Source organism: Sphingobium sp. SJ10-10 (assembly GCF_036038995.2).
Classification (GTDB): Bacteria; Pseudomonadota; Alphaproteobacteria; order Sphingomonadales; family Sphingomonadaceae; genus Sphingobium.
Genome location: NZ_CP158132.1, coordinates 1,674,223 through 1,700,360 on the forward strand (window position 1 = coordinate 1,674,223; position 26,138 = coordinate 1,700,360).

The 26,138-nt window shown below is 63.9% G+C and carries 25 protein-coding genes and 1 tRNA gene; 8 read left to right on the top strand and 18 right to left on the bottom strand.

The window, feature by feature from the left end:
- Window positions 1-2: 2 nt before the first annotated feature.
- From VVT58_RS07990 to thyA, 3 genes are all read right to left on the bottom strand, one after another.
- Entirely contained in the window at window positions 3-1,007 is a 1,005-nt protein-coding gene (locus tag VVT58_RS07990; protein ID WP_327753713.1) for an alpha-ketoacid dehydrogenase subunit beta, read from the bottom strand.
- 41 nt (window positions 1,008-1,048) lie between these two features.
- A complete protein-coding gene (locus tag VVT58_RS07995; protein WP_327753468.1) occupies window positions 1,049-2,356 on the bottom strand; it encodes a 3-methyl-2-oxobutanoate dehydrogenase (2-methylpropanoyl-transferring) subunit alpha in 1,308 nt (435 codons plus the stop codon).
- Between the two features lie 110 nt (window positions 2,357-2,466).
- Entirely contained in the window at window positions 2,467-3,414 is a 948-nt protein-coding gene (gene thyA, locus VVT58_RS08000) for a thymidylate synthase (RefSeq protein ID WP_351999953.1), read from the bottom strand.
- Window positions 3,415-3,595: 181 nt separating this feature from the next.
- Here thyA and VVT58_RS08005 point away from each other — a divergent pair, with 181 nt between their 5' ends.
- The 3 genes from VVT58_RS08005 to VVT58_RS08015 all read left to right on the top strand — a co-directional run bounded on the left by VVT58_RS08005 (window position 3,596) and on the right by VVT58_RS08015 (window position 4,623).
- Window positions 3,596-3,889, top strand: coding sequence for a JAB domain-containing protein (locus VVT58_RS08005; RefSeq protein WP_327753464.1), 294 nt, complete (start codon window positions 3,596-3,598; stop codon window positions 3,887-3,889).
- Between the two features lie 104 nt (window positions 3,890-3,993).
- Window positions 3,994-4,070 (top strand) — tRNA-Pro (locus VVT58_RS08010).
- 58 nt (window positions 4,071-4,128) lie between these two features.
- Window positions 4,129-4,623, top strand: a complete 495-nt coding sequence (locus VVT58_RS08015) for an Lrp/AsnC family transcriptional regulator (protein WP_327753463.1) — start codon at window positions 4,129-4,131, stop codon at window positions 4,621-4,623.
- Between the two features lie 84 nt (window positions 4,624-4,707).
- Here VVT58_RS08015 and purB read toward each other — a convergent pair whose 3' ends face one another.
- Window positions 4,708-6,021: an adenylosuccinate lyase gene (gene purB / locus VVT58_RS08020; protein ID WP_327753462.1), complete on the bottom strand. Its 1,314-nt coding sequence runs from the start codon at window positions 6,019-6,021 to the stop codon at window positions 4,708-4,710.
- A gap of 255 nt (window positions 6,022-6,276) precedes the next feature.
- Between purB and VVT58_RS08025 the strand changes: the two genes are divergently transcribed.
- Window positions 6,277-6,663 (top strand): EF-hand domain-containing protein, encoded by a 387-nt coding sequence (locus VVT58_RS08025; protein WP_327753461.1) that lies wholly within the window; start codon window positions 6,277-6,279, stop codon window positions 6,661-6,663.
- Window positions 6,664-6,767: 104 nt separating this feature from the next.
- On the opposite strand, the gene VVT58_RS08030 is transcribed toward VVT58_RS08025, so the two are convergent.
- The 3 genes from VVT58_RS08030 to VVT58_RS08040 form a co-directional block, all read right to left on the bottom strand.
- Window positions 6,768-6,959, bottom strand: a complete 192-nt coding sequence (locus VVT58_RS08030; RefSeq protein WP_327753460.1) for a hypothetical protein — start codon at window positions 6,957-6,959, stop codon at window positions 6,768-6,770.
- A 111-nt stretch (window positions 6,960-7,070) separates the two neighbouring features.
- On the bottom strand, window positions 7,071-9,575 hold the full coding sequence (gene ligD, locus VVT58_RS08035; protein ID WP_327753459.1) for a DNA ligase D: 2,505 nt from the start codon (window positions 9,573-9,575) through the stop codon (window positions 7,071-7,073).
- Between the two features lie 3 nt (window positions 9,576-9,578).
- On the bottom strand, window positions 9,579-10,445 hold the full coding sequence (locus tag VVT58_RS08040) for a Ku protein (protein WP_327753458.1): 867 nt from the start codon (window positions 10,443-10,445) through the stop codon (window positions 9,579-9,581).
- Between the two features lie 191 nt (window positions 10,446-10,636).
- On the opposite strand from VVT58_RS08040, the gene VVT58_RS08045 reads away from it, so the two are divergent.
- Both VVT58_RS08045 and pyrF read left to right on the top strand, forming a co-directional pair.
- Entirely contained in the window at window positions 10,637-10,960 is a 324-nt protein-coding gene (locus VVT58_RS08045; protein ID WP_327753457.1) for a lipopolysaccharide assembly protein LapA domain-containing protein, read from the top strand.
- Window positions 10,957-11,631 carry an orotidine-5'-phosphate decarboxylase gene (pyrF, locus tag VVT58_RS08050; RefSeq protein ID WP_327753456.1) on the top strand — a complete coding sequence of 225 codons (675 nt, stop codon included), beginning with the start codon at window positions 10,957-10,959 and terminating at the stop codon, window positions 11,629-11,631. Before VVT58_RS08045 ends, pyrF begins: the two co-directional genes overlap by 4 nt.
- Here the strand turns inward: pyrF and VVT58_RS08055 are convergent.
- From VVT58_RS08055 to VVT58_RS08085, 7 genes are all read right to left on the bottom strand, one after another.
- The gene (locus VVT58_RS08055; protein ID WP_087573158.1) at window positions 11,628-12,056 is read right to left on the bottom strand and encodes a thioesterase family protein; all 429 of its coding nucleotides are present in this window, start codon (window positions 12,054-12,056) and stop codon (window positions 11,628-11,630) included. The genes pyrF and VVT58_RS08055 overlap by 4 nt on opposite strands.
- Before the next feature lie 94 nt (window positions 12,057-12,150).
- Window positions 12,151-12,804, bottom strand: coding sequence for a porin family protein (locus tag VVT58_RS08060; protein ID WP_327753454.1), 654 nt, complete (start codon window positions 12,802-12,804; stop codon window positions 12,151-12,153).
- A gap of 171 nt (window positions 12,805-12,975) precedes the next feature.
- Complete coding sequence (locus tag VVT58_RS08065) at window positions 12,976-14,367, bottom strand: L-serine ammonia-lyase (RefSeq protein WP_327753453.1); 1,392 nt, start codon at window positions 14,365-14,367, stop codon at window positions 12,976-12,978.
- Between the two features lie 2 nt (window positions 14,368-14,369).
- Complete coding sequence (locus VVT58_RS08070; protein WP_327753451.1) at window positions 14,370-18,551, bottom strand: translocation/assembly module TamB domain-containing protein; 4,182 nt, start codon at window positions 18,549-18,551, stop codon at window positions 14,370-14,372.
- On the bottom strand, window positions 18,551-20,587 hold the full coding sequence (locus VVT58_RS08075; protein ID WP_327753450.1) for an autotransporter assembly complex family protein: 2,037 nt from the start codon (window positions 20,585-20,587) through the stop codon (window positions 18,551-18,553). Before VVT58_RS08075 ends, VVT58_RS08070 begins: the two co-directional genes overlap by 1 nt.
- Window positions 20,588-20,713: 126 nt before the next feature.
- Entirely contained in the window at window positions 20,714-21,184 is a 471-nt protein-coding gene (locus VVT58_RS08080) for a DUF1465 family protein (protein ID WP_327753449.1), read from the bottom strand.
- Window positions 21,185-21,301: 117 nt separating this feature from the next.
- On the bottom strand, window positions 21,302-21,481 hold the full coding sequence (locus VVT58_RS08085) for a YdcH family protein (RefSeq protein WP_066561497.1): 180 nt from the start codon (window positions 21,479-21,481) through the stop codon (window positions 21,302-21,304).
- Window positions 21,482-21,672: 191 nt separating this feature from the next.
- Here VVT58_RS08085 and VVT58_RS08090 point away from each other — a divergent pair, with 191 nt between their 5' ends.
- A complete protein-coding gene (locus VVT58_RS08090) occupies window positions 21,673-21,831 on the top strand; it encodes a YdcH family protein (RefSeq protein WP_007684009.1) in 159 nt (52 codons plus the stop codon).
- A gap of 239 nt (window positions 21,832-22,070) precedes the next feature.
- On the opposite strand, the gene VVT58_RS08095 is transcribed toward VVT58_RS08090, so the two are convergent.
- The 4 genes from VVT58_RS08095 to VVT58_RS08110 form a co-directional block, all read right to left on the bottom strand.
- The gene (locus VVT58_RS08095; RefSeq protein WP_405053690.1) at window positions 22,071-22,415 is read right to left on the bottom strand and encodes a PilZ domain-containing protein; all 345 of its coding nucleotides are present in this window, start codon (window positions 22,413-22,415) and stop codon (window positions 22,071-22,073) included.
- Between the two features lie 83 nt (window positions 22,416-22,498).
- The gene (dksA, locus tag VVT58_RS08100) at window positions 22,499-22,963 is read right to left on the bottom strand and encodes an RNA polymerase-binding protein DksA (protein WP_066555682.1); all 465 of its coding nucleotides are present in this window, start codon (window positions 22,961-22,963) and stop codon (window positions 22,499-22,501) included.
- A gap of 579 nt (window positions 22,964-23,542) precedes the next feature.
- On the bottom strand, window positions 23,543-24,016 hold the full coding sequence (locus VVT58_RS08105; protein ID WP_351999955.1) for a hypothetical protein: 474 nt from the start codon (window positions 24,014-24,016) through the stop codon (window positions 23,543-23,545).
- 295 nt (window positions 24,017-24,311) lie between these two features.
- Window positions 24,312-24,752 carry a host attachment family protein gene (locus tag VVT58_RS08110; RefSeq protein WP_327753446.1) on the bottom strand — a complete coding sequence of 147 codons (441 nt, stop codon included), beginning with the start codon at window positions 24,750-24,752 and terminating at the stop codon, window positions 24,312-24,314.
- A 97-nt stretch (window positions 24,753-24,849) separates the two neighbouring features.
- On the opposite strand from VVT58_RS08110, the gene serS reads away from it, so the two are divergent.
- The gene (gene serS, locus VVT58_RS08115; RefSeq protein WP_327753445.1) at window positions 24,850-26,127 is read left to right on the top strand and encodes a serine--tRNA ligase; all 1,278 of its coding nucleotides are present in this window, start codon (window positions 24,850-24,852) and stop codon (window positions 26,125-26,127) included.
- Window positions 26,128-26,138: the final 11 nt, after the last annotated feature.

Genomic DNA, 26,138 nt, shown 5'->3' on the forward strand with positions numbered 1-26,138 from the left:
CCTCAATCCTTCAAAATCTTGTTGATGGCTTCGCGAATGCGCACCGGCCCCGGAAAATAAGCCCATTCCAGACTATGCGGATAAGGCGTGTCGAAGCCGGTCACGCGCTCGATCGGCGCTTCGAGATGGTAGAAGCAGCGCTCCTGCACCTGCGCCATCAATTCCGCGCCAAAACCGCTGGTCCGCGTCGCCTCATGCACAATCAGGCAGCGCCCGGTCTTGCGCACCGACTGCTCGATCGCCTCAATGTCCAGCGGCACCAGCGTCCGTAGATCGAGGATTTCCGCATCCACGCCCATCTCGGCAATGGTGTTCTCCACCACATGCACCATCGTGCCATAGCAAAGCACGGTCAGCGCCTCGCCTGCCCGCGCCACCCGCGCTTCGCCCAGCGGCACGCGATAATAGCCCGTCGGCACCTGCGCTTGGCTATGCCCGGCCCAGCTCTTCGCGGGCGTATCATAATGCCCGTCGAACGGCCCGTTATAGATGCGCTTGGGTTCGAAGAAGATCGTCGGATCATTATCCTCGATCGCCGCGATCAGCAGCCCCTTGGCATCATAGGGCGTCGAGGGGATGACCGTCTTCACCCCCGACACATGGGTGAAGATGCCCTCGGGCGACTGGCTGTGCGTCTGCCCGCCGAAAATCCCGCCGCCAAAGGGCGACCGCACGGTCATGGGCGAGATGAACTCCCCCGCCGAGCGATAGCGCAGCCGCGCCGCCTCCGACACCAACTGGTCCAGCGCCGGATAGATATAGTCGGCAAACTGGATTTCCGGCACCGGCCGCAGCCCATAGGCGCCCATGCCCACCGCCACGCCGATGATCCCGCATTCGGTGATCGGCGTGTCGAACACCCGGTGATTGCCATATTTCTGCTGCAACCCGGCCGTCGCGCGGAAGACGCCGCCGAAATAGCCGACATCCTCGCCCATCACGACCACATCCGGGTCACGACCCATCATCACGTCCAGCGCGCTGTTGATCGCCTGGATCATGTTCATCTGCACGACGTCGCTCACAGCTTCTAGTTCGTTCGCTTTGCTCACAGCCCGGCCGCCTTCCATTCGTCCAGCATAGCCTGCTGCTGTTCGCGCAGGTGCCAGGGCATTTCCTCGAACACATCCTCGAACATCGATTCCATCGGATGATGCAGGCCGTGGCCCAGGATACCGTTCTTCTCCGCCTCCCGCGCCGCGTCGCGGACCATCTCGGCCAGTTCCTTGTCCATCGCCGCGTGGCGTTCCTCGTCCCAGATGCCAAGGCCGATGCAATGCTTCTTCAAGCGCGCGATCGGATCGCCCAACGGCCAATGACTCGCTTCATCTGCGGAGCGATAGGCGCTGGGATCATCCGACGTGCTGTGCCCCTCGACCCGATAGGTGAAATGCTCGATCAGCGTCGGCCCGGCATTGGCCCGCGCCCGATCCGCCGCCCAGCGCGTCGCGGCATAGACCGCCAGCGCATCATTGCCATCGACCCGCAGCCCCGCGATCCCATAGCCGATGGCCCGCGCCGCGAAGGTCGTCGCTTCCGCTCCCGCAAAGCCCGAAAAGCTGCTGATAGCCCACTGGTTATTCACGACGTTCATGATGACGGGCGCCCGATAGACGCTGGCGAAAGTACAGGCCGAATGGAAGTCGCCCTCCGCAGTCGATCCCTCGCCGCACCAGGTCGCCGCGATCCGCGTATCCCCCCGCGCTGCGCTGGCCATCGCCCAGCCCACCGCCTGCGGATATTGCGTCGTCAAGTTGCCGGAGATCGAGAAGAATCCCGCCTCACGCGCGGAATACATGATCGGAAGCTGGCGCCCCTTCAGCCGGTCGCCCTTGTTCGAATAGATCTGGTTCATCATGTCGATGATCGGCCAGCCCCGCGCGATCAATATGCCCTGCTGGCGATAGCTGGGGAAACACATGTCGTCGCTCGCCAAAGCCAGCGCCGCGCCGATCGACACCGCCTCCTCGCCCGTCGACTTCATATAGAAGCTGGTCTTGCCCTGGCGCTGCGCCCGGAACATGCGTCCATCGAAAGCCCGCGTCAGCGCCATCGCCCGCAGCATCTTCAGCAGCGTCTCAGCGGGCAGCTTCGGATCCCAGGGGCCGACCGCCACCCCCTCCTCATCCAGCACTCGTACCAGCCCATAGGCCAGATCGCGCATCTCGCCCGGCTGTGCGACCTCATCAGGCCGCGCCTGGGCGCCCGCTGGCGGAATGTCGAAATCGCTGAAATCGGCGGTGTCGCCCGGTCGGAATTTCGGTTCCGGCACATACAGACGGAGCGGAGGCAGATTGCGCCCCGATCCAAGCGCCGCCCCATCCCTTCCAGCGTCCGAATCGATCCGGTCGCTCATCCTGCCTCCTCTTGTGCATTGCAATAATATTGCTCTGTGCAATTATTATATTACAACGCCCGCAAAGGCAAGCCTTACTGACCCATTTCGTCGCAGATCGGTCCCCGCCGCTAGACGGCGACCGGCGCGGCGATGTGCCTTTGCGGCGCGTAATCAATCACCTCGAAATCTTCGATCCGATAATCGAAAATGGATGAAGGCCGCCGATTGATCCGCAATTTGGGTGCGCCGGATGGATTTCGGCTGATCTGTTCCTCCACCAGTTCGGCATGGTTGAGGTAGAGATGCACGTCCCCACCCTGCCAAACGACCTCGCCCGGCTCCAGATCGCATTGCTGCGCCAACATCCGCGTGATCATCGACAGACCGAAGATATTGAAGGCGAAGCCCAGCCCCAGGTCGCAGCTGCGCTGGAACAGCAGCCCATTGAGCCGCCCATCCGCCACCTGGAACTGATAGGTCATATGGCAGGGCGGCAGCGCCATGCGCGACACCTCATCCACATTCCAGCCTGTGAACAGCAGCCGCCGCGACCCCGGATTGGATCGAATCCCCTCGACCAGATCGGCTATCTGGTTGTGCCCCTGCACCACCCGCCGATAGAGGCCATCCCCCACCTCCTCATAGCGCGGCCAGTTCACCCACTGCGCGCCATAGACCGGCCCCAGATCGCCCCAGCGCGCCGCGAACGCCGCATCCTCGACGATCCGCGCTTCGAAGGCATCGCGATCGATCTGCTCGCCCGTCGCGCGCCGATAGGCATCCAGCGGCCAATCGGTCCAGATATGCACGCCCTGCCGCACCAGCTCGCGAATATTGGTGTCGCCGGTCAGGAACCACAGCATCTCCCGCGCCGCGACCTTCCAATAGACGCGCTTGGTGGTCAGCAGCGGCACAGCGTCATCAGCCAGAGAGAATCGCATCGTCGCGCCCAGAACAGACCGCGTTCCCACGCCGGTCCGGTCGATCCGTTCATCGCCATGCAGCCAGATCCGCCGCATCAGGTCCAGATATTGCTGCTCATAGTGCGGCTCGGACGAGGAAGGCAGGCTGGTCAAAGCGGACACTCTCATGATTTCTGGCATAGCTTTAGCCATGATTCTGACGATAGCATCGTCATGTAGCCCAGCCGACCGCCCGCGCCAAATGCTGCGAAACGGATCGGATTATGCGCCGCTCTCTCCAAAAGGGACCAGCCTTCCCCTACCGTAAACGCGTCACACGAGCATCCTGTGACGCATGCGCGATCCCGCTTCCCTCAATCTGCTCGTCCTCGATAACGAATGGCGCCCGCTCCACCGGCTGCGCGCGGATCAGGACTGGCGCCGTACCGTGGATGCGCTGCTCCAATGGGACAGCCACTGGCTGGCCATCGAACAGCAGCGTCCCGACAGCCCCCTTCCCCTCTGGACGGACATCCGTCTGACGCGAACCCTGTCGAAGCGTCTTCGCCCCATGGAAATCGCGCTGGCGGATCATGTGATTCACGGCGGCCAGAGCCGTTTCAGCTTCCGCAAGGCGGGGCTTTTGTGAACCGCCCAAAAAAAACGCCTTCCGCAGCTTGCCAGCCGGAAAAGCCGCCTCTATAGGCTGCGGCCTGCCCAGCGGGACCGCCTCGAAACGGACCTGCTATCGGTCGGGGAGTAGCTCAGCCTGGTAGAGCACTGTCTTCGGGAGGCAGGGGCCGGAGGTTCGAATCCTCTCTCCCCGACCATTATATTTGTCGGAAATCGAAAGATATTTCACGGCATGCTGCTTCCATGGCAAAATCCATGAAAAATCCGACATCCACGGTCGAAATGGACGAATTCGATCGCAAGATCATCGCCGCCCTGATCGAGGATGGCCGCATGACCGTCACCGATCTCGCCCAGACGGTGGGCCTTTCCAAGACCCCTTGTCAGGTCCGCCTGCGCCGGCTGATCGAAACGGGCGTGATCCGCGGATTTCGCGCCATCGTCGATCCAGCGAAGCTCGGCATGGATCATGTCGCCTTTGCCGAGGTGAAGCTGTCCGACACGCGGGAAAAGGCGCTCGATGAGTTCAACGCCGCCGTCCGCCGCATTCCCGAAGTCGAGGAATGCCATATGATCGCCAGCAGCTTCGACTATCTGCTGAAGGTCAGGACGGCCGACATCCGCCGCTATCGCGCGGTGCTGGGGGAGAAGATCTCCAGCCTGCCGCATGTCGCCAGCACCTCCACCTATGTCGCGATGGAAACCGTGCTGGACGCCAGCGGCCATCCCCGGAGCAAGAGCCGCGCCTGACTCTGCGCGGGAGCATAGCGAGGGGAAGGATTAAAAGGGCGCGTTCCCGTGCCCTTTCAGCGTGTCAATTATCTCACCCTGATCCTATTCACCGAACACCCGGCGGAAGATCGTATCGACCTGACGGAAGTGGTAATCGAGGTTGAACTTCTCCTCGATCTGCTCGGCGGTCAGCGCCGCCGCCACGTCCGGATCGGCCTTCAGCAATTCCATCAGCGAAAGCTGGCCGTCCGATTCCCAGACCTTCATCGCATTGCGCTGGACATAGCGATAGCTGTCCTCCCGCGACACGCCCGCCTGGGTCAGCGCCAGCAGCACGCGCTGCGAGTGGACGAGGCCACCCATCTTGTCGAGATTCTTCATCATCCGCTCAGGATAGACGAGCAGCTTGTCGATGACGCCGGTCAGACGGCCCAGCGCGAAATCGAGCGTGATGGTGGCATCCGGCCCGATATAGCGTTCGACCGACGAGTGGCTGATGTCGCGTTCGTGCCACAGAGCGACATTCTCCATCGCTGGCAGGGCGTAGCTGCGCACCATGCGGGCCAGGCCGGTGAGATTCTCGGTCAGCACCGGATTGCGCTTGTGCGGCATGGCGGAGCTGCCTTTCTGGCCGGGCGAGAAATATTCCTCAGCCTCCAATACCTCAGTGCGCTGAAGGTGACGAACCTCGACGGCCAGCCGCTCGATGGACGAGGCGATGACGCCCAGCGTCGCGAAGAACATGGCGTGACGGTCACGCGGAATGACCTGCGTGGAAACCGGCTCGATGGCGAGGCCCAGCTTCTCCGCGACATGCTCCTCGACGCGGGGGTCGATATTGGCGAAGGTGCCGACCGCGCCGGAAATGGCGCAGGTGGCGACTTCCTCACGCGCAGCGACCAGACGGGCGCGACAGCGGCTGAACTCGGCATAGGCCTCCGCCATTTTCAGGCCGAAGGTCACCGGCTCGGCATGGATGCCATGGCTGCGGCCGATGGTCGGGGTCAGCTTATGCTCATAGGCGCGGCGCTTGACGACCTCCAGCAGCTTGTCGAGATCATCGATCAGGATATCCGCGGCGCGGGTGAGCTGCACGGCAAGGCAGGTGTCCAGCACGTCGCTCGACGTCATGCCCTGATGCATGAAGCGGGCTTCGTCGCCCACCTGTTCGGCCACCCAGGTCAGGAAAGCGATCACGTCATGCTTGGTGACCGCCTCGATCGCGTCGATGGCGGGCACGTCGATGGTGGGGTTGGTCGCCCACCAGTCCCACAGCGCCTTGGCGGCGGACTCGGGCACCACGCCCAGCTCGCCCAGCTTTTCGGTCGCATGCGCCTCTATCTCGAACCAGATTTTGAAGCGGGCTTCCGGTTCCCAGAGGGCGGTCATTTGCGGGCGGGCGTAACGGGGGACCATCGGGCGAATCCTGCGTGCATGAGTTGAAAGTCGCTGCGCCGCCTAGCAGCACCGCCTTTCCGGGGCAAATCGGACAGCCAAGGAACGCGGAGCGAAGCGCTTTTCCGTGCTTCGTCCCATTAATCGCAGCATCAGGCGGCGAATCGAGCCGAATCGGCAGGCGAATGGAGCATCGTGAACAAAAATTCAGGAACTCCATGTTTTGTTTGGCTATTGTGACATGCGAAATTCGGACGGCCAGACCTGGAGCATAGGATGATCCGCGCATTTCTTTTGGCGAGTGCCTTCTTCGTAGCGACGCCCGCGCTGGCGCAGGCTGGAGCCGTGCCGCAGCAGGAGGCCACACCCGCGCAGCAGGGCAATCAGGCGCAGCCCGCCACATCCGGCGATGCGGTCGCCTCGATCGTGGATACGGAATTTCCGGCCTATGATCAGAATCATGATGGCCAGCTCGACAAGTCCGAATTTTCGCGCTGGATGGTGGCGCTCAAGGATCAGGAATTGAAGGCCACTGGAAAATCGCTTGCGCCAGCCGAGGTCACGGCCTGGGCCGATGGCGCTTTCGTCACGGCCGATGCGGACAAGAGCACGAGCATCAGCAAGCCGGAACTGATCGCCTATCTGAGCGGCGGCGCCGGATAGGAGAAATTCCCCGTCCCGAGGCGGGGATAGAGCCCAAAACGGGTCGCATCATGAGGCGGTATGGAGCGAAGGCCATGCCGCCTCTTTTTTGCGCCGTAGGGAAGTCAGCCGCGCTTCTTGTTCGCGTAGAGCAAAGCCGCGACGATCGCGGCGGAGCCAATGCCGACGGCGGTGCCCATCCAGACGGCCTTGCCCGCCGACTTGCGCGCGGCGGTGGCCATATCGGTCTTGTCGGCGGTGGGGGAGACGGGGGTTGCGGCGCCGCTTTCGGGCGCTTCTTCGATCGGCTTCGTCATGGTGATTCCCGATATGCAACAAAGCATGATCGCAGAAAAGGCGGATGCGGCGAAAATATTGGATCTATAAAAATCCTCCCTGCGCGCAGCATGGGTTGAATCGCCACATACCTAATGCGCTGGCAGGGGCTGATGCGCTTCACCCCAGCCGCGAAGGTCGCGCGAAGAGGCCCGCTCCAGCAATATGGCGGCATCCTTCACCGTGAAATGCGCGGCGCTGTCAATATCGTCCAACTCCTCCCAACTGACCGGCGCGGCGACGGAGGCCTTTTCACGGGCACGCACAACATAGGGCAGCACGGCCGTCGCCCCGCGCTGGTTGCGCAGCCAGTCGATGAAGATGCGGCCCTTGCGCTTCGCCTTGCTCATGGTCGCCGTGAAGCGATCCGGTTCCGAAGCGGCCAGAGCGCGGGCGAAACGGTCGGCAAAATCCTTGACCAGCGGCCATTCCGCCTGCGGCGTCAGCGGCACGACGACATGAATGCCCTTGCCGCCCGAGAGCATGGCAAAGCTGGTGAGCCCCAAATCCTCCAGTGCCCGCCGGATATCGCGAGCGGCCTTTTTGACATCCCCGAAATCCAGCCCTTCATCCGGATCGAGGTCGAAGATCATGCGGTCGGGCCGCTCGACATCCGCGACGCTGGAACCCCAGCCGTGAAATTCGATCGCCCCCATCTGAACGCAGGCAAGAAGTCCGTCGCTATCTTCTACATAGAGATAATCTTCCTCATTCCCCGCTTTCTCGCGGATCGCGACATGCTTCACATGATCACCGAAACTGCCGCCGTCATGTTTCTGGAAGAAGCATTTCTTCGCCCGCCCCTGCGGACAGCGGACCAGGCTGATCGGACGGTGCGCGATCCAGGGCAGCATTGCCGCACCCATGGCGGCATAATAGTCGGCAAGCTCGCCCTTTGTGACCTTCGCCTCCGGAAAGATCAGGCGGTCGGGATGGCTGATCGTGACATCACTGCGGGTTTCGGGGCTGCGGGTTTCGGGCGTCGGCATGGCTTTCTCGCGTTGAACGTCGCTGGCCGCCTTGTCCTCGCGCAAGCCGAGGAAGCTGGCATGGCGGACGATATTCTCCGCCGTGAACTCGGCAAAGGCGATTTCAGCGACCAGATCGGGGCGGACCCATTGCGCGCCACGGCTTTCGCTGCGGGGCACAGCCAGCGCGGCGGTCTTGCGCCCCCGCCTGCGCAGGGCAGCGATCAGCCCTTCGCTATTGGCGGCGTTGAAGCCCGTGCCGACCTTGCCCGCATAGACCAGTCCTTCCCCTTCCCGCTGCCCGAGCAGCAAGTTGCGGATGGCGCGCCCGCTGGCGCTGCTGGGCGTCCAGCCGATGATGACGAATTCCTGGCGGCGGGTGCATTTGACCTTGAGCCAGTTCTTCGTGCGGGCGCCGCGATAGGAAGCGTCGGCGCGCTTGGAGACTATCCCCTCCTGCCCTGCCCCGCACATGGCCTGGAACAGCCTTTCCCCTGCGCCGACGACATGATCTCCGACATGGACATGCGCCGAGCCGTCCCCCAGCAAAGCGGCCAGCTTTTCCTTGCGCGCAATATTGGGCAGCGAGGTCAGATCCTGTCCGTCGAGCTGGAGCAGGTCGAAGGCGAAAAGGTGGAGCGCCGCCCTGGCTTCTCCCTTCAACATCTGCTGAAGGGTCGAGAAGTCCGGGTTTCCGTCGCTGTCGAGTGCGACGATCTCCCCATCGATCAACGCGGGGGGAAGGTCCATGGCGGCGACTTCGTCCGCAAGAGCCGCGAAACGCTCCGTCCAGTCGAGACCTGTGCGGGTGAAGATCTTGACCTTCTCCCCCGCCACGGAGAGGAGGCAGCGATAACCATCATATTTGATCTCATGCATCCAGCCATTGCCGGTGGGAACGGCAACGACCAACGTCGCGAGTTGCGGCGGCTGGAAAGCGGGCGCGGGGCGCGTCCCGGCCTTGTCTGACGGCTTGACCGGGGTTGCGCGAACGGCTTGTTTCATCGCCGCGTCAAAGGCTTTTCCCTTCTTGCCCTTCAGGGATATGGCTGGCGCGTCGGTCGCGATTTCGCCCATGGTCCGGCCGCTCCTGACGCTCGTCAGTTCGCGGGCGGTCAGGTCTTCCGCGCTGCCGGCATAGCCATCCTCGATCTTGCGCAGCAGCCAATTCTCCCCTTTCTCCTTGCCGCGAGGTTTCAGCCGGATCAGCAGCCATTCGCCGCGCATCCTCTGCCCATGCAGGATGAAGTGGAGATGGCCCTTCTCCAGATCATGCGCGCTCTTGCCGGGGACGGGTTCCCACGTCCCTTCGTCCCAGAGCATCACGGTGCCGCCGCCATATTCGCCCTTGGGAATCGTGCCTTCAAACGTCGCATAGGACAGCGGATGATCCTCCGTGCGGACGGCGAGGCGCTTGTCTTCCGGATCGAGGCTGGGACCGCGGGTCACTGCCCAACTCTTGAGGACTCCATCCATTTCCAGGCGAAAGTCGTAATGCAGGCGGGTCGCGTCATGCTTCTGCACGATGAAGCTGTTGCCGTGGCTGCGGCCGCGCTTGCCCGACGGCTCCTTCGTGCGGGTGAAATCGCGCTTGCGGTTATAGCTGCTGAGTGGGTCGACCTCAGCCATGGATCAGGCCCGTTTGCGGGTGGTCGGCTTGGCGGGCGCCTTCCGCGCTGAGGTCTTGGCGGCGGGCGTTTTGGGGGGAGCGCCTGTATCGACCGATTTCTTGAGCGCCGCCATCAGATCGATCACATTGCTGCCGCGCCGGGCCGGAGCCTCTTCCGCGTCCTCGATGATGCGGCGGCCCTTCGACTTTTTCTTCTTCTCGATCAGCCGTTCCAGCGCATCGACATAGCGGTCGTGGAAGCTGTCGGGCTTGAAGGGCGCGGTCTTCTTCTCGATCAGCGTTTCGGCCAGGTCGAGCAATTCGGCGTCCGGCTTCACATCTTCAATGTCGCGAAAATAGCCTTGGGCGCGGTTGACCTCATCGGCATAGCGCAGCGTTTCGAGCACCATGCCCCGGCCACAGGGCTTTAAAGACACGACATATTCGCGGCCCCGCATGGCGAGCTGGCCAAGGCCGACCTTCTTCGTCCGCCGCAGCGCCTCCCGCAGCACGATGAAGGCTTCTTCGGCCAGATCGTCGGCGGGAACGACATAATAAGGCCGCTCATAATAGAGAACGTCGATCTCGCTCGCGTCGACGAACTGGGTGAGTTCGAGCGTCTTCTTGCTTTCCAGCTTCACCGCCTCGATCTCGTCGGGCTGGAGCAGGACATAGTCGCCCTTCGACACCTCATAGCCCTTGACGATATCCTCGGCCTTGACCGGACCCAGGCCGGGAACGGTCTTTTCATAGCGTACCCGCTTGCCGCTGGGCTGATGGATCTGGTGAAAGGCGATCTGCGCGCCGGACTTGGTGGCGGCGTAGATTTCCACCGGGATGGATACCAGCGCCAGACGGATCTGGCCCTGCCAATATGCGCGCGCGGCCATGGGCGTGCTGCCTCCTTTGTACGGACGAAATGCGCGGGGTGCGGCGCGGGTTCCGAAGAGCGGAAGTTGAGCGACGCAGAGCTGGAAAAAAGGCGCTTTTCTGCGCATTGCCATCCATAGATCCGATGAAGCGCTTCCGAAGCGCGACAAAATCGCCTAAGCTGCGTCGCTCAGCAGCTATAGGAGCGTTGATGCAATTTTTGCGGACTGCTTTCTGGGTCGTCATCGCCGTCGCCCTGGCGCTATTCTGCGTGGCGAATTATACCCGCGTGGAAGTGAATCTGTGGGGCGATCTGGTCATGGAAACCAAGCTCCCCGTCCTATTGATCGGCGCTTATCTGTTGGGCGCGCTGCCCTTCTGGATCATGGCGCGGGCCACGCGCTGGCGGATGAAGCGCAAGCTGGAAAGCACCGAACGGGCGCTGGTCGCCGCCACTGCCACCCCCTCTCCTGCCGTCACCGCCGCCGACAGTGCGGCAGCGGCATCCCCCCTCTCCGCTACAGGACAAGCATGACCAGCCCGATCTACGTCGCCATCGATACGCCCGACCTGCGCAAGGCTCAGGAACTTGCGCAGCAGGTGCGCCATCATGTGGGCGGATTGAAGCTGGGCCTGGAATTTTTCTGCGCCCATGGCCATCATGGCGTGCATGAGATGATGAAGTTCGGCCTGCCGATCTTCCTGGATCTGAAATTGCACGACATTCCCAATACCGTGGCCAAGGCGGTGCAGGCGCTGCATATGCTGGAACCGGCTATCCTGACCGTCCATGCGGCGGGCGGGCGCGCAATGCTGGAGGATGCCAAGGCGGCGGCGGGGATCAATACAAAGGTCGTCGCGGTGACGGTGCTCACCAGCCTCGACAATGGCGACCTGCTCGACATCGGCGTGGGCGGCCAGGCTGAGGATCAGGTGGCGCGGCTGGCCGATCTGGCGCGCAGCGCGGGGCTGGACGGGATCGTCTGTTCCGGCGAGGAAGTCGGGCTGGCGAAGAAGGCTTGGGGCGACGGCTTTTTCGTAGTGCCGGGGGTGCGGCTCGCCGGTGGCGCGATGGGAGACCAGAAGCGGGCGGTGACGCCGCGTGAGGCGCTGGATCGGGGCGCCTCGATCCTGGTGGTCGGGCGGCCGATCAGCCTGGCGGAGAAGCCGGATATTGCCGCTCGCGAAATCGAGGCGACGCTCTAGATTTTGCCGTTGCGACCGTTTTCCTGATCGGCCGCAAAGAAATGCTGGATGACTTCGCGCGCCAGGCGCGCAGGGCGCAGCGTGTCGGCATCCAGGCAGCACCAGCTCGACTTGACCTCCGCCAGAACCTCTTCGCCCCGGCGGATGATCGTTTCGTAAAAGGCCCGCGCACCCTGCACCTTTTCGAGCAGGACGGTCGCGATCACGTCGTCCTCCAGAAAGGTCGGCTTGCGATAGGTGATCTCATGCTTGAGCGCGACCCAGAGATGGCGCGTAACCACCTCCGTCGGAGCGAGTGCCCGCCAATGGTCCAGCACCGCCGCCTGCACCCATTTCAAATAGCTGGCATTGTTGACATGACCCATGAAGTCGATGTCATCCGGCTTGATGCCGACAGAATAAAGATGGGGAATCGCGTCGCGCACGGCGACCGTCATAGCAGGTCCGCAGTGGCGCCGACAGGGCTGCGCGCCATGGCGTGAAGTGAAGGGGCCGGAGCGACCCGGCCCCTCCCTTTCGTCAGAAGCGCCAGCCGAGGCTGGCCACGACCTGATGACGATCGGTGTCGATGCCGAATTCGTCGCTGGTCGCGCCGTTGGCGAAGTCGATATGCGCGTCCTCATATTTGGAATAGCGATATTCGAGCTTGGCGAAGGTGTTGGCGTTGATGGCCCGCTCCACGCCCGCGCCGATGCGCCAGCCGTCCAGCTTGAAATTGGTGTTGGTTTCCTGATTGGTGTCGCCGGCCAGCACGTCGAGCTTCGTATTGGTATAGCCGCCCTTCACATAGACCAGCGTGTTCGGGTTGGCGAGGATGCCCGCCCGCGCGCCGATGTAAAGATCGCGGCCCTGCTTGACCCGGCCGAAGCCGAACTGGTCGGTGAAGTCGGTCCGGCTGCTCTTTGAGGTGGAGTCGGTATATTCGCCCTCCACGCCGACGACCGCGCTGCCAAGGTTCACGTCATAGCCCGCGCCAACGCCGTAGAGCAGGCCGTCGATCGATTGATCGGTGCGATCATTGTCATTGTCGACGCTGCTGCCTGCGCCGGTATGATCATAGCCCAATATCGCTTCGACGCGCGGACCAGTGAATGTCGGGGCGGCTTCCTGCGCCAGAGCGGGGCTTGCGACCGCTGCGCCGGTCAGGAGGGTTGCGGCCAGGATCTTACGCATATTCGGATACTCCATTCTTCTTCTCGTCCCCCTGTCAGGAGGGAAGACGGTGAAGTCATGGAGATGCCGTCAGGTTTCATGAACCTCAGATAAACGATTGATTATGTGTCATTAATGTCACGAAATGAAGTCCATTCGCCGCGAAGATGAGCGGGCGGGACGACGAGCCGATCAGCATTCCACCACATTGACGGCAAGGCCGCCGAGGCTGGTTTCCTTGTATCGGCTGGCCATGTCCTCGCCGGTCTGGCGCATGGTTTCGATCACCGCGTCCAGGCTGACGATGTGACGGCCATCGCCTTGCAAGGCGAGATAGGCCGCGTTGATCGCCTTTACCGCGCCCATGGTGTTGCGCTCGATACAAGGGATCTGGACGAGGCCGCCGATCGGATCGCAGGTGAGGCCGAGATTATGTTCCATGCCAATTTCGGCGGCATTTTCGATCTGTTGGTTGGTGCCTCCCAGCACGGCGGCAAGGCCTGCGGCGGCCATGGAGCAGGCGACGCCGACTTCCCCCTGGCAACCCATTTCGGCGGCGGAGATGGAGGCGCGCTTCTTGTAGAGGAAGCCGATGGCGGCGGCAGTGAGCAGGAAGCGGCGCTCCCCTTCCCGGTCGGCGCCGGGGACGAAACGGCGATAATAATGCAGCACCGCCGGGATGACGCCCGCCGCGCCATTGGTGGGCGCGGTGACGACGCGGCCGCCTGCGGCATTTTCCTCATTCACGGCGAGGGCGAAGAGGCTGACCCATTCGAAGATCTGCGCCGGGCCGAGGGCGTTTTGCTGCAAGACCAGCCGATTGTGGATGGAGCGGGCGCGGCGACGGACCTTGAGCCCGCCGGGGAGCAGACCCTCTTCCTTGAGACCCCGGTCGATCGAGGCGCTCATGGCGTCGATCACGCTGTCGAGAAAGGCTTCGGTTTCCGGCCGGGTGCGCCAGGCGCCCTCGTTGCGCAGGACAAGGGTGGCGATGCTGAGGCCGGTCGCTTCGCCCAGGGCGAGCATTTCGGCGCCGGAGGAAAAGGGATGCGGCTGGACGACATTATGGCCGAGTTGCGGATCGAACCCTTCCGCCGTGCCGGGAAGGACGGCGCCGCCGCCGACGGAATAATAGTCGCGGATCAGCGGATCGTCCTTGCCCTCGAACCAGGCGGAGAAGCGCATGCCGTTGCTATGCGCTTCCAGAAATTCGCCCTTGCGGAAGAGGAGATCGGTGGCTTCGTCAAAGGGGATGAAGAGCTTGGCGGCGCTGCCCGCGCGGATACGGCCTTCACTGCGGATGGCGGCGAGGATCGTGGGAACAGCGTCCGGATCGACGCCTTCAGGACGATAGCCGGACAGACCGAGCAGGATCGCCGTGTCGGTGGCGTGGCCTTTGCCGGTGAGGGCCAGCGAGCCGTAAAGTTCGCATTGCACCCGCGTCGGGGTTGCGGGCAGCGAGTCCATGAACAGCAGCGCCGCGCGCATCGGACCGACCGTGTGGGAACTGGACGGACCGATGCCGATGGTGAACAGGTCCATGACGCTGATTGCGGCGGCGGCGTCGATGCGGGACTTGGTCACGCTCAATAATCCTTTGAAACGCGGACGTTGACGCTTTCACGGCCCAGCGTCGAGATGGCGCCCAGCAGCGAGAGCCAGCGCGTGACCTGATATTCGATGCGCGTGGCGGAATAGCCCTGCCCGTCGGTGATCAGCTCCACATAGGTCTTGCGCGTCAGATATTTGCCCGCCGCGATGGAAGTCCCCTGCCCCTGCGTCGGGTCAGCGGCGATGATGCGGAGACGATCCAGCCCCGCCGCCTTGCGCACGGCGTTGATCGGGTCAAGGCCGCCCTGCCCCTGGAGCGAACCGACCGCCGAAGCCAATTGCAGCGCTTCTGGCGCGGACAGGTTGGTGATCGATGTGCCGAAGAGGATGCGGGAGAGCAGTTCGTCCTGCGGCAACGCCGGTACGCTGGTGAAGCTGATGACTGGCTTGAGTCCCGTGCCGCCGACATGGATGGTGGCGGTCAGGTCGCTGACATTCGCCTCCGCATCGATGTCGAGCATGGGGTTGACGGGGGTGCGGCCGTCGAACTGGATCTTGCCTTCCTTGAGGTCGAAACGGCGGCCGGCGAAATCATAGGTGCCACGGACGAGGTCGGCGGTGCCCCCGATGGCGGGATTGGTGACGGTGCCGCCAATGTCGAGATCGGCGCGCCATTCGCTGTCGAGGCCCAGGCCAGTGACGATCAGGCGGTTGCGGGCGCGCGCCTTGATCGCCAGCGCCCAAGGGACAACGGTGCGGGGACGCTCGATCTCATCGCCACGGCGGTTGATCTCGATGACCCGAAGTTCGGGGATTTGCGCGACGGCGGCGGCGCGGCCCATGGTGAAGCGGCTGCGGTTGAGGATGAGGTCGCCGCCGATGGTGCCGCCCTTGCCGGTGGAACTGAGCGTGATCGGGCCGGTGACGGTGGCGGCGATATCGTCCCGCTCCAGCAGGGCCGCATTTTCGGCTTGCAGGCGCAAATCCATGCCGACGCCTGCGATGCCGTTGAAGGTGAAGCTGCCCGTACCCGTGACCGTCCCCCCATTTTGCGCGGCGGCGCTGAAATCGGTCATGACCAGTTGCGCGCCGGAGAAGCGGCCCCGCGCCTTGACGCCGTGCAGGCGCATGCCGGTGACGGGGCTGTTGATCGCGGCGCCATCGGTCGCGAGCGAGCCGGTGATGGCGGGATCTCCCAGCGTGCCGCGTGCGTCGGCGGTGACGCTGACGGGGCCGGATATGTCGACGATCTCCACCCCGGTCAGGCGCCAGAGCGTGTCGGCGGTGCCATTATAACGAAGCTGCGCGAAGAGCGGCGCGCGGTTGAGGCGTTCGACCAGGCTTCCTTCGGTGCCGAGCGGTGTGAGCAACGCCTGGGCGCGGCCGATGGTCTGGCCATCCGCGACGAAGATCATGCGGGTCGCAAGCCGGTCGTGGGTGAGGACCGCGTTGACGCCGGCATCGACCGGGCGGGAACTGAGCGACAGGCCGGAACGGGACAGGCCACGCACGCGCAGTTCCGCCTTGCCGGTGGGCACGCCGCCGCGAGTATGGACATAGCTGAGCGAGCCGGTCGCCGTGCCGCCGAGGCCGAGATTGTCATAGGCGATGTCGAGCAGCGAGAGCGGCAGCTTTTCCAGGCGCGCCTCTATGCTGGTGGTCTGGCCGCTCAGTTCGCCGCCCAGTTGGAGCGAGCCGCCCGCGAAGCTGATCGACGCGGGATCGAGGCGCCAGCCATCTTGCGTACGGGTGAAGATGGCGGCGCGGGTCAGCTTGATCGGGCGTTTGTCGACAGTGCCGCTGGCCTGAAGCTGGATGCGGCCGGGCGTGACCTGCGCTTCGCCGGTGAGGTCGAACAGGCGGCCGCGCTGGCCGGAAATGCTGGCGCGGACCTTGCCGCTGCCGTCAACCAGATCGGCATTGGCGGCCAGGCGGCCGATCTGGATGGCGCCGACGCGAAGCCCCCGCGCCTGCGCCGTGGCGTTGATCCAGGTGCCCGAGGGATCGAGCAGGATCGTGGCGTCCAGCTTGCCACGGCGGACGGTAATGGCGGTGGGGCCATCGAAGCTAGCGTCGGTGGCGACAAGAGCGAGCTTGAGTTGCTGCACGCCGCTGACCGGCGCGAAGGCAACGGTGCCGGTAACGGGGCCGCTGACATTGAGCGTGCCGTCCAGGCCGCCGGTGACCGGGCGCAGGTCGCCGCTGGCGGTCACACCCGAGGCGGTGACGCGGGCGATGCGGACGGTGGCCTGCCCACCGGGGGGCAGCAGGATCGCGCCATTGCCGGTGAAGGGACCGAGGGTGGAGCCGCCCTCCGCCGTGAAGCTGTAACCCGCCGCGTCGGGGATCAGGTGCGCGTGCATGTCGGTGACGCCCAGCGCCTTCAATGGGCTTTGCAAAACGACGTCGACGGTCGGCCGGTCGATCTTGCCCTCCAGGGTGAGGCGCAGCGGGCCATAGCTTTTGTGCTGGCCGCCGCCTTCGAAATGGATGGTGCCGTCGCGGCGGCGATAACCCTTGGCCGTGAGCGTGAGCAGCGGCGCGTCGAGGTGAAGGTTGGTGAATTGAAGCTGGCCGTCCGGTCCCAGCGAGAGCGCGCTGCGGACCACCGGCAAGCCGCCGCCCAGCGAGCGCAGGAAGCTGTTATCGAGCCGCCGCATTCGCGCCATGGCGTTGCCGCTCAGGGTGAAGGCGCCTTTGGGACCGGGGACCGCGCGCAGCTTCGACGTGACGTCGACGATGCCGAGGCCGCGAATGGCGAGTCCGCTGATCTGACCGTCCAAGCCGAAATCATAGCGGCCCGTCCTAAGGTCCGCGATCATGATGAGCTTGCCGTGCAACTTGTCGGAGCGGACCGTCATCGGGTTGCTGACGATCTGCTGGTTCTTGAGCTGGAGCACGCCGTCGAGCTCGAAATTGCGGATGATGCCTTCGACCAGTTCCCCCTGCCCGTCCAGACGGCGCGCACGCAGATGGACGGGGATCAGCGCGGGGCCGCCCTTGGTCTTGCGCCCCTTGCCGTCGGCGCGGACATCATGGATCACCGTCTTGCCGAAGGCGAGTTGCTTCGCCGTCAACAGATATTCATAGCCGAACCCGGCGAGCGGACCGTCCAGGCGGATACGGGCGGCGATGTCGCGGCCGGTCATCGACTTGAGCAGCGCCTGCGGTCGGGCGAGCTTCACATCGACCAGCAGATTGTCGAGCGCATTGTTGCGCAGGTCGATGCCGCCGTCGGCACTAAGATCGATCGCGGTGGAACGGAGCGAGAGCTTGCCGTCGATCACCCGGTCGGCCATCGATCCGCTGGCCTGGATGGCCAGGCGCGGCGCGGAGAGGCGCTGGAACAGGCCACGCCCCGCTATGGCGGAGCCTTCGATCGTGCCGGTGGCAGCATAGGTTCCGCTGCGGGCGGCCAGTTTCAGGTCGATGGCGGGTTCGCTGTCGAGCGTGCCGGCGAGGCGGCCATCCCAGCGGGTCCAGCTGCCCTTGCCGTGGATACGCAGATTGGCGTCCTGTTTCAGGCCCGCCATGACGGCCAGTACCCCGCCCTTGGGAGCATTGACAGTGACGTCGAGGTCGAACTTGTCGTCGTCCGGACGGCTGTCGAGCGCGATGTTGAGCGCATCCTCGCCGTTCAGCACGCGAGCCGAGAGGTCGATGATCGCGCGGCCACCACGAATGTCGGCGTCGCCCAACAGCGTGGCCTGCTGAATCTTGCCGGTGACGCCCCGGTCGATGATCAGGCGGCCGACGGAAAACTGCATCAGGCGGATGTCGAAGCCGGGGAGGATCGGGCCTTGCCGCTCGCTGGGGTTGAGCTTGGGCAGCTTGCGCAGGGTCGCCTCTGGGATGACAAGGCGATCGATGTCGAGCCGGTTGGAGAGCCAGGCGAAGGGCCACCAGTCGAGTTCCACGCGGGGGGCGTCGAGGAAGGCGCCCTTGGGATCGGACAGGGTGAGGCCGTGGAGGATCGCCTTGCGGTATATGCTGCCGTCGATCCGGTCGACATGGATGCGCAGGCCCGAAGGCGGGCTGATCCGGGCGATGCGGGAAACGAGGAAGCGATGGCCGGGCGCGGTGTCGAGCCAGGCCAAGGTGCCCGCGATAATGAGCAGCAGCGTCGCGAGCAGCCCCGCGATCCACCGCTGCCAACGGCCGTCCCAGGCACGGCGGCGGCGTGGCGGCAGGGTCGTTTCGGACTGATCTTCTGTCATCAGAAGGCCTGCCCCAACGAGACATAGACGGCAAGCTTCGGGTCGCCGGATTGTGGATTGATCGGCGTGCCGACATCGATGCGGATCGGGCCGAAGCTGCTGTAATAGCGTACGCCCAGCCCCGCGCCGATGCGCAGGTCGCGGAAACGCGGCAGGAAGCTGGTCGAGATATTGCCGGCGTCGACGAAGGGCACGACGCCGAAATTGCCGAAGCGGATGCGCGATTCCAGCGAAAATTCAGCCAGACTCTTGCCACCCACCGGATCATTGTCCGGGCCGTAGCGCGGGCCGATCGCCTGATAACCATAGCCGCGCACCGACGCGCCGCCGCCTGCATAGAAACGCCGCGAGGGCGCGATGCGATCGACCGTGGAACCCAGGATCGTCCCGAAACGGGCGCGCGCGGCGAGCACGATGCGGTCGCTCATCGGCTGATAGACGCTGCCGTCGAGCTGCACGCGGGCATAGCCGAAGGTGCTGTTCTGGAAGGAGAGTTCCGGGCTGAGGCGACCGCCCAGGCGGAAACCCCTGGTGGGGTTCAGCAGGTCGTCGCTGCCGTCATAGGTGAGGCTCAACGGTACGGCGCTGATGAAGAAGGTGCGGCGGTTGCCGTTGCTGAACGCATCCGCTTCGTCCGAGGCGATCAGTTCGCCGCCGATGCGCCAGACCCATTTTTTCTGGAACAATATGTTGGTCTGGCGCTCCAGCGAGCCCGACAGGGTGATGGTGCGCGCGTCATAGGCATCGCGCTGGATGTTGCTGACCGACAGCAGCCCGGTCAGCACATTGTCGCGGCGGCGGAAATTGTTGCGGCGATAGATGACGGATGCCGTCTGTTCCTGGGTGCCGAGCACGCCGCGCAACGTCACGGAACCTTCTGGCGGGAAGAAATTGCGGTGCGTCCAACTGACTTCCGCGCGATAGCCTTCACCCGTGCCATAGCCCAGTTCGCCCGCAATGGTGCGCAGCGGCGCAGGCCTGGCGTCGACGGCAAGGTCGACATGCTCGCCATCGCCGGCATCCCTCGGCGTCATGGTCAGGGAGGAGACGAGGCCGGTGGCGACCAGCGCCTGACGCAGATCCTCGACATCCGAGGCCATATAGGTATCGCCGGGATGAAAGCGGGCGATGCGCTGGACATGGCGGGCGCTGAACAGATCCTCATCGGCCATGACGATCTTGCCGAAGGTGCGATAGGCGCCGGGATTGACGACAATGTCCAGGTCACCCTTACGCTCATCATGGTCGATGCGGACTTCCGGCTCCCCCACCTTGCCGAAGGGGAAGCCGTTTTCCGCAAGGGCGACCGTCAGCGATACCTGGCCCGCGAGGATGGCGTCGGCGTCAACCGGGTCTCCGGGCTTGGGCGGGAAGGCGGCGCGCAATTCCGCCTCACGCTCCCCAGTGGTTTCTAGGCCCGTCAGGTCGACGGACGAGAGCAGATAGCGGGCGCCCGGCACGATCCGGAAGGTGACGACCAGCTTGTCGCTGCCGGGCGGCGGCGCGGCGACGGTCCCGCGGACGCGGGCGGCATAATAGCCCTTGGCGCGCAACAGGCGGTCCAGCAGGTCGCTGTCTTCCTTGATGCGGCGATTGATCTGGGCAAGGTTAGCAGGCTTCCCCTCCCCCTGCTGCAATGCCGACAATTCCTTGAAACGGGTGGTGAACTGGGCATCGGCAATCTCTTCCACGCCGGAAAGCGTGACGGTGTAGCGGCGCTCTTCGCCGGTGTCCGCAAAGGTCGCTGCCTCCTCCGCCGGTTCGTCGGAAACTTCGGGCGCGATGGCCTGCTGCGGCGCGTCGGAGGTTTCGGGCGGCAGCTCGACCATCGGGGCGATGCTGTCCGGTTGACCCATGTCGGGCCAGTCCACGCCTATGTCCGGCATCGGCGCAAGGGCGGGATCGGGGTCGTGCTGGACACCGCTCTGGGGCGCCGTCTGCGCATAGGCGACGGGCGCGAGCAGAAGCAGCGGCACGAGAAGGGCAGCTTGCGGAAGGCCTGAAATGCGGCGGCAGGTCCGCAAACCGGTGTTCATATGCCTGATCTAGACCAGTTATTGGGCAGAAGGCCAGCCCCCAAGATCAAGCCGGGATGACGATATTATCAACGTCCCCTTCTGGCCAACCAAGGCTGTAAATCAAATCTTCCGCACGCCAGACCGTCAAAAGGCGGCGTTGAGGCGATCCATCAGGGCACGGGCAGGATTGGGTTCCGCCTGGGCGCGCGGGCGGGCCATGCGGTCCTGCAGGCGGGCGACGCGCTCGTAAAGATCCTGGCTCGCCTCTATCAGCGCGCGGGCGGCGAAGGGGAAGTTGGCGGAAAGCGTCGGATCGGTGGTGGCGGCATGGCCCAGGCGATATTTCTCGTCCAGCATCTCCGCATCGCTAAGTTCGCCGCGTTGCCAGGCCCGCTGGCTCAGCAGCCAGGCGATGATGTGCATGAGGCGGGTCGTGACTTTCAGCGATTCGCAGGCAAAGGCGACGCGGCGGAGCGGATCGTCGACTTCCGGATCGGACGTCTCGCGAATGTCGAAATAGGCGCGCGCCTCATCCGCCATGATCATGGCTTCGACATAAAGGCCATCGACCAGACGGCGGTGCAAGCCCTGGTCAGCGGAAGCGGCGAGTTTCATGGCCGACATGTGCCATAAGCGGGAACCCTTGTCAGGCCCGATGCGGCCCGTTAACCCCGAATTGTCTCATTCGGGGGCGGTTGGCGCGGCATTAACCACAATCCGCCCAAAAACCGGTCAGGCGATGATGTCGGGGACGAGTTGATCCTCCAGCAACGCCATTTCGTCGCGCAGCCGCAATTTGCGTTTTTTAAGGCGGGCGATCTGCATCTGATCGCCCGAGCCGGAGTCGACCAGCGCGGCGATGGCGCCATCAAGATCGCGATGCTCGATTCGCAACAATTCCAGCCGACGCATGATGTCTTCGCGGCTCACCATACACCTACTTTCGCACCCATTGCCGTCCCATCCCCCTTTGATAGCCCGACGGGCCGACACGAACCATCGCAAATTTCAACGCGTCCCGTCGCAAAGCGCGAATCACCCGAAGACAATCCCCGCGAATCGTGATTTATTCATCCATCCATCACCCTCGTTAGGAGAATGTCATGGAAAACAGCCACATTTCAGCTCTTTCGGCCAAGCATGCAGGGCTTGAGGCACGAATCAAGGCGGAGACGAGTCGTCCGATGCCTGATGCGATCCTGGTAGCCTCGCTCAAGAAGCAGAAGCTTCGGCTGAAGGAGGAAATGGAGGCGCAACACTGACAGCCGGTGACGCCTGAGTGAAAGGCATGGATCAGCGGTCCCTTGCCGCTGATCCAGCCCTTTTCTTGAGGTGACGGGTGACGAAAGCTCCGGGGCTGGATGGGCCTGCGGGGCTTTTTTTTGAGGAATTGTTGGGAAAGTCCGCCATGGCTGCAAAGGCGCGCACAGGCTGGTGGAGGGGAAATGGGCGAACGTTGCGGCGCCCCCTCCCCATCTGACGACGGGAAGGATTTGAGAATTCAGCGAATGAGCCGGCGCTGGCGCAGATAGTCCGGCACCGATGCCTGTCCCGCCTGCGCCGAGATCGGGCGGCGCGCCAGTTGCGGGTCGATTTCCTCGTCGAAGGCGATGCCGATGCGGTCTTCGCGCGACCAGACGACCGAGCCGTTGACCTGCCCGATGCCGCGCAGATCGAAACGGATGCGGGTGCCCGCGGGCACGGCGCGCTCGCAGTCGGCCATCAAGCCAGTCGCGGAAAGATTGCGGACTCGCGCGCGGCCAAGCGGCGTGCCGTCCACCGAACTCAAATTGGTGAGCAGGAACAGACTGTCTCGCGGACCCGATCGCGCGGGGCCCCGATCCATGTTTTCATTGCCATCCATCCACAACGCCCTGCAATATCACCACATTATCGCAGCGATATTGCCATGGGCGCATGGACAAAAGGTTAATCGTCGCGAGAGACTTTTTCCTGCCGCTCGTGCCGTTCCTGCGCTTCGACCGTCATGGTCGCGATCGGACGGGCTTCCAGGCGGCCCAGCGAAATGGGTTCGCCAGTCACTTCGCAATAGCCATATTCGCCCTCGTCGATGCGGCGCAGCGCGGCGTCGATCTTCGAGATCAGCTTGCGCTGACGATCGCGGGTGCGCAGTTCGATCGACCAGTCCGTCTCGCTCGATGCGCGGTCGTTGAGATCGGGTTCACGCAGCGGTTCATTCTGCAGAACCGCCAATGTCCCCTCCGCTTCAGTCAGTATCTGCTTTTTCCAGTCCCACAGGCGCTGCCGGAAATACTCCAACTGGAGCGGGTTCATAAATTCTTCGTCTGCGGAAGGACGATAATCGGGGGGGAGGGTTACAGCCGATTTCGGCGGATTTGGGCCGTCTTTATCGGAATTCAGGACCGATGCCATCTGGCTCTCCGACTCGCGGGATCCCCAATGCTTAAAGTGCCGGGGTATCCGTGACTTGTGATTGACGGCGCCTAATAACCAGCGGCACGGCCGGAGACAAGCGGACAATCAGTGGTCCGGCGCGCCGATCCTGCGCCGCATCGCGCTTATCCACGGAAAACCGACGATTCTGTAGGGTGGGGCAATGCCAAAAGAAAATAGACAAGCCGTATTGTCGCAGCGGCCAGCCGCCGTGTCACTATGGGACGTTAACCATAGTAGTTTATGATTTGTTATATTTTTCCTCGACTTGGCCCCGATATTCAGAGTTAACGCCATTGAAGTTAACGCTTTGTTTTGCGTTGATAGAGTTAGGAAATGGCCCCGCGACCGTTGCTGCGCAATTTCAGTGACGAGACCAGTCAGGCTGCAAAGATAAACAAGAGTGGAACCTATGTCGGTACGGATGGCATTGGCTAAATTATGCGCTTGCGCCGCTGGCGGTGCGATCATCGGCGGCGGCGCTGTCCATGTCGCTGAAAGCGCGCGTCCCGCCGGGGTCCACAGCACCAAGAGCGTGAAGGCGGCCCCGCGCAGGCATTATGCCGTGCGCAAGGTCCAGCGGGTGGTGAAGACGGTGTCCTGCGCGCCGCAGACCGTGACGGTGACGACCCAGGCCGCACCCATTCCCCTGCCCGCGCCGGTGGCCGCGGCGGAAATGCCGGTCATGTCGGGCGGCGGCGGCGCGCCCATCGTGATGGCGGGCGGCCCCGGCTTTGGCGGCGGCGGCTTCATCGGCGGGTTTTTCGGCGGCAGCGGCGGCGGATCGGGCGGTTCGGTGGTGATCTCCTCCACCAGCAGCTCGACCGGCGGAATCACCAGCTCGACCAGCTCGACGACCGGTGGGGTGTCGACCTCGACCGGAGGCGTGTCCACTTCGACTGGGGGTGTTTCGACTTCGACTGGCGGGGTATCGACGTCCACGGGCGGGGTTTCGACCTCTTCAGGCAATGTGTCGACATCTTCGGGGAATGTTTCGACGTCGTCGGGCAACGTCTCCACGTCGAGCGGCAATGTGACCAGCAGTTCTTCGACTTCGAGCTCGACCTCCAGCTCGTCTTCGTCGAGTTCCTCGACCAGCAGCTCGACATCCTCCTCCTCTTCATCCTCCAGTTCGTCGGGCGGCGATCATCATCCGCCGCCACCGCCGACCGATGTTCCGGCGCCGCCGATGGTGCTGCTATTTGGAGCAGGCGCAGCAGCCCTTCTGGCCCGCAAACGGTTCGCGCGAGCGAAGGCGGGGATCGAAGGTTAACCGGGGGCGATCCGGCCGGCGCATCCGGGGGGAAGCGCCGGCCGGATATCGCGTTCAGCTCGTCGCGATGATTCGCTCGATTTCCGGCACGGGATGATTGGACAGATCCTTGGCGATCTCCCCCACCAGCCGGTTCTGCACTTCCTTGTGATAATGTTTGCGCATCTCGCCCAGGGCGGAGGGCGGCGCTACGATGATCAGCTTGTCATAGTCATGGGCGAGGGCGCGGCGCTTGAGCAGTTCGGCCGCTTCGGCAGCGAAGCGGGCTTCCTCCAAATCGTGGAAATTGGTCTGCTCCACGGCTCCCCGGTGACTGCCCACCGAATTGGGACCGCGCCCGGTCCCGTCGGAGGCCTGCTCGCGATCGGGGGGATTGTCCTGCTGCTTCACTTCCTCCGTTTCCAGATTGGGAAAGGCCGGGCTGCCCTTGTTGCGAAAGAACAGCATTTTGCGCCCGTCGGCAACCAGCACCATCGCGTCATGGTCTATTTGCATCGTCCCGTTCCTCTCTTTTCAACGATCGCTTTTAGCACGAACGGACGGCGGCGTGCAGGGTTGCGCGGCGGCAAGCACAACGGCATAGGGCTGACCCATGCACGACATTCGTTTCCTTCGCGAAAATCCCGCCGCTTTCGACGCCGGCCTTGCCCGGCGCGGGCTTAACCCGCTGAGCGCGGAACTGCTGGCGCTCGACGAGCGCAGCCGGGCGATCAAGACCGCGCTGCAACAGGGCCAGGCGCGCCGCAATGAGGCAAGCAAGGCCATCGGCCAGGCGATGGCGCAGAAGGATATGGAAAAGGCCGAGGCACTGAAGGCCGAAGTCGCCGCGCTCAAGGACAGCATGCCCGCGCTGGAGGCCGAGGATCGCGAAGTCGGGGAGGCTTTGGCGGCGCGGCTGGCGGCAATCCCGAACCTGCCGGCGGACGATGTGCCGCTGGGCGAGGATGAAGCGCAGAATGTCGAGGTTTCGCGCTGGGGCGAGCCGAGGAGCTTCACCTTCACGCCGCAGGATCATGCGGATTTCGGACCGGCGCTGGGGCTGGATTTCGAGGGTGGCGCGGCGCTGTCCGGCGCGCGCTTCACCGCGCTGCGCGGACAGATGGCGCGGCTGCACCGGGCGCTGGCGCAATATATGCTCGATCGCCAGTCGGACGAAAATGGCTATGAGGAGGTCAATCCGCCTTTGCTGGTGCGCGACGAGGCGCTGTTCGGCACGGGGCAGTTGCCGAAATTCGCGGAGGATCTGTTCAGGACCACCGATGGGCGCTGGCTGATCCCGACGGCGGAGGTTTCCCTCACCAACCTCGTGCGCGAGCAGATCGTGCCGGTGGAGACCCTGCCGCTGCGCTTGACGGCGCTGACGCCCTGTTTCCGGTCGGAGGCGGGATCCGCGGGGCGCGACACGCGCGGGTTCATCCGCCAGCATCAGTTCGAGAAGGTCGAGCTGGTGGCGATCTGCAAGCCGGAGGAGTCCGAGGCCGAGCATGAGCGCATGTGCGCGGCGGCCGAGGGCGTGTTGCAGGCGCTGGAGCTGCCCTATCGCAAGGTGCTGCTCTGCACCGGCGACATGGGCTTTGGCGCGCGCAAGACCTGGGATCTGGAAGTCTGGCTGCCGAGCCAACAGACCTATCGCGAGATCAGCTCCGTCTCCAACTGCGGCGATTTCCAGGCGCGGCGGATGAATGCGCGCTACAAGCCGGAGGGCGAGAAGCAGACCCGCTTCCTGCATACACTCAATGGGTCGGGGCTGGCCGTGGGGCGGACTTTGGTGGCGGTGCTGGAAAATTACCAGCAGGAGGACGGCAGCGTGATCGTGCCGGAGGCGCTGGCGCCCTATATGGGTGGCCTGACGCGGTTGCGGCCCCGGTAAAGGGCGGCTCG

Excerpts from the sequence above, each read along its gene's own strand:
- VVT58_RS07990 (WP_327753713.1), bottom strand. The coding sequence starts at position 1,007 with ATGAACATGATCCAGGCGATCAACAGCGCGCTGGACGTGATGATGGGT.
- VVT58_RS07995 (WP_327753468.1), bottom strand. The coding sequence starts at position 2,356 with ATGAGCGACCGGATCGATTCGGACGCTGGAAGGGATGGGGCGGCGCTT.
- VVT58_RS08005 (WP_327753464.1), top strand. The coding sequence starts at position 3,596 with ATGCGCGATCCCGCTTCCCTCAATCTGCTCGTCCTCGATAACGAATGG.
- VVT58_RS08015 (WP_327753463.1), top strand. The coding sequence starts at position 4,129 with ATGAAAAATCCGACATCCACGGTCGAAATGGACGAATTCGATCGCAAG.
- purB (WP_327753462.1), bottom strand. The coding sequence starts at position 6,021 with ATGGTCCCCCGTTACGCCCGCCCGCAAATGACCGCCCTCTGGGAACCG.
- VVT58_RS08025 (WP_327753461.1), top strand. The coding sequence starts at position 6,277 with ATGATCCGCGCATTTCTTTTGGCGAGTGCCTTCTTCGTAGCGACGCCC.
- VVT58_RS08030 (WP_327753460.1), bottom strand. The coding sequence starts at position 6,959 with ATGACGAAGCCGATCGAAGAAGCGCCCGAAAGCGGCGCCGCAACCCCC.
- ligD (WP_327753459.1), bottom strand. The coding sequence starts at position 9,575 with ATGGCTGAGGTCGACCCACTCAGCAGCTATAACCGCAAGCGCGATTTC.
- VVT58_RS08040 (WP_327753458.1), bottom strand. The coding sequence starts at position 10,445 with ATGGCCGCGCGCGCATATTGGCAGGGCCAGATCCGTCTGGCGCTGGTA.
- VVT58_RS08045 (WP_327753457.1), top strand. The coding sequence starts at position 10,637 with ATGCAATTTTTGCGGACTGCTTTCTGGGTCGTCATCGCCGTCGCCCTG.
- pyrF (WP_327753456.1), top strand. The coding sequence starts at position 10,957 with ATGACCAGCCCGATCTACGTCGCCATCGATACGCCCGACCTGCGCAAG.
- VVT58_RS08060 (WP_327753454.1), bottom strand. The coding sequence starts at position 12,804 with ATGCGTAAGATCCTGGCCGCAACCCTCCTGACCGGCGCAGCGGTCGCA.
- VVT58_RS08070 (WP_327753451.1), bottom strand. The coding sequence starts at position 18,551 with ATGACAGAAGATCAGTCCGAAACGACCCTGCCGCCACGCCGCCGCCGT.
- VVT58_RS08075 (WP_327753450.1), bottom strand. The coding sequence starts at position 20,587 with ATGAACACCGGTTTGCGGACCTGCCGCCGCATTTCAGGCCTTCCGCAA.
- VVT58_RS08080 (WP_327753449.1), bottom strand. The coding sequence starts at position 21,184 with ATGAAACTCGCCGCTTCCGCTGACCAGGGCTTGCACCGCCGTCTGGTC.
- VVT58_RS08085 (WP_066561497.1), bottom strand. The coding sequence starts at position 21,481 with ATGCGTCGGCTGGAATTGTTGCGAATCGAGCATCGCGATCTTGATGGC.
- VVT58_RS08090 (WP_007684009.1), top strand. The coding sequence starts at position 21,673 with ATGGAAAACAGCCACATTTCAGCTCTTTCGGCCAAGCATGCAGGGCTT.
- VVT58_RS08095 (WP_405053690.1), bottom strand. The coding sequence starts at position 22,415 with ATGGATCGGGGCCCCGCGCGATCGGGTCCGCGAGACAGTCTGTTCCTG.
- dksA (WP_066555682.1), bottom strand. The coding sequence starts at position 22,963 with ATGGCATCGGTCCTGAATTCCGATAAAGACGGCCCAAATCCGCCGAAA.
- VVT58_RS08110 (WP_327753446.1), bottom strand. The coding sequence starts at position 24,752 with ATGCAAATAGACCATGACGCGATGGTGCTGGTTGCCGACGGGCGCAAA.
- serS (WP_327753445.1), top strand. The coding sequence starts at position 24,850 with ATGCACGACATTCGTTTCCTTCGCGAAAATCCCGCCGCTTTCGACGCC.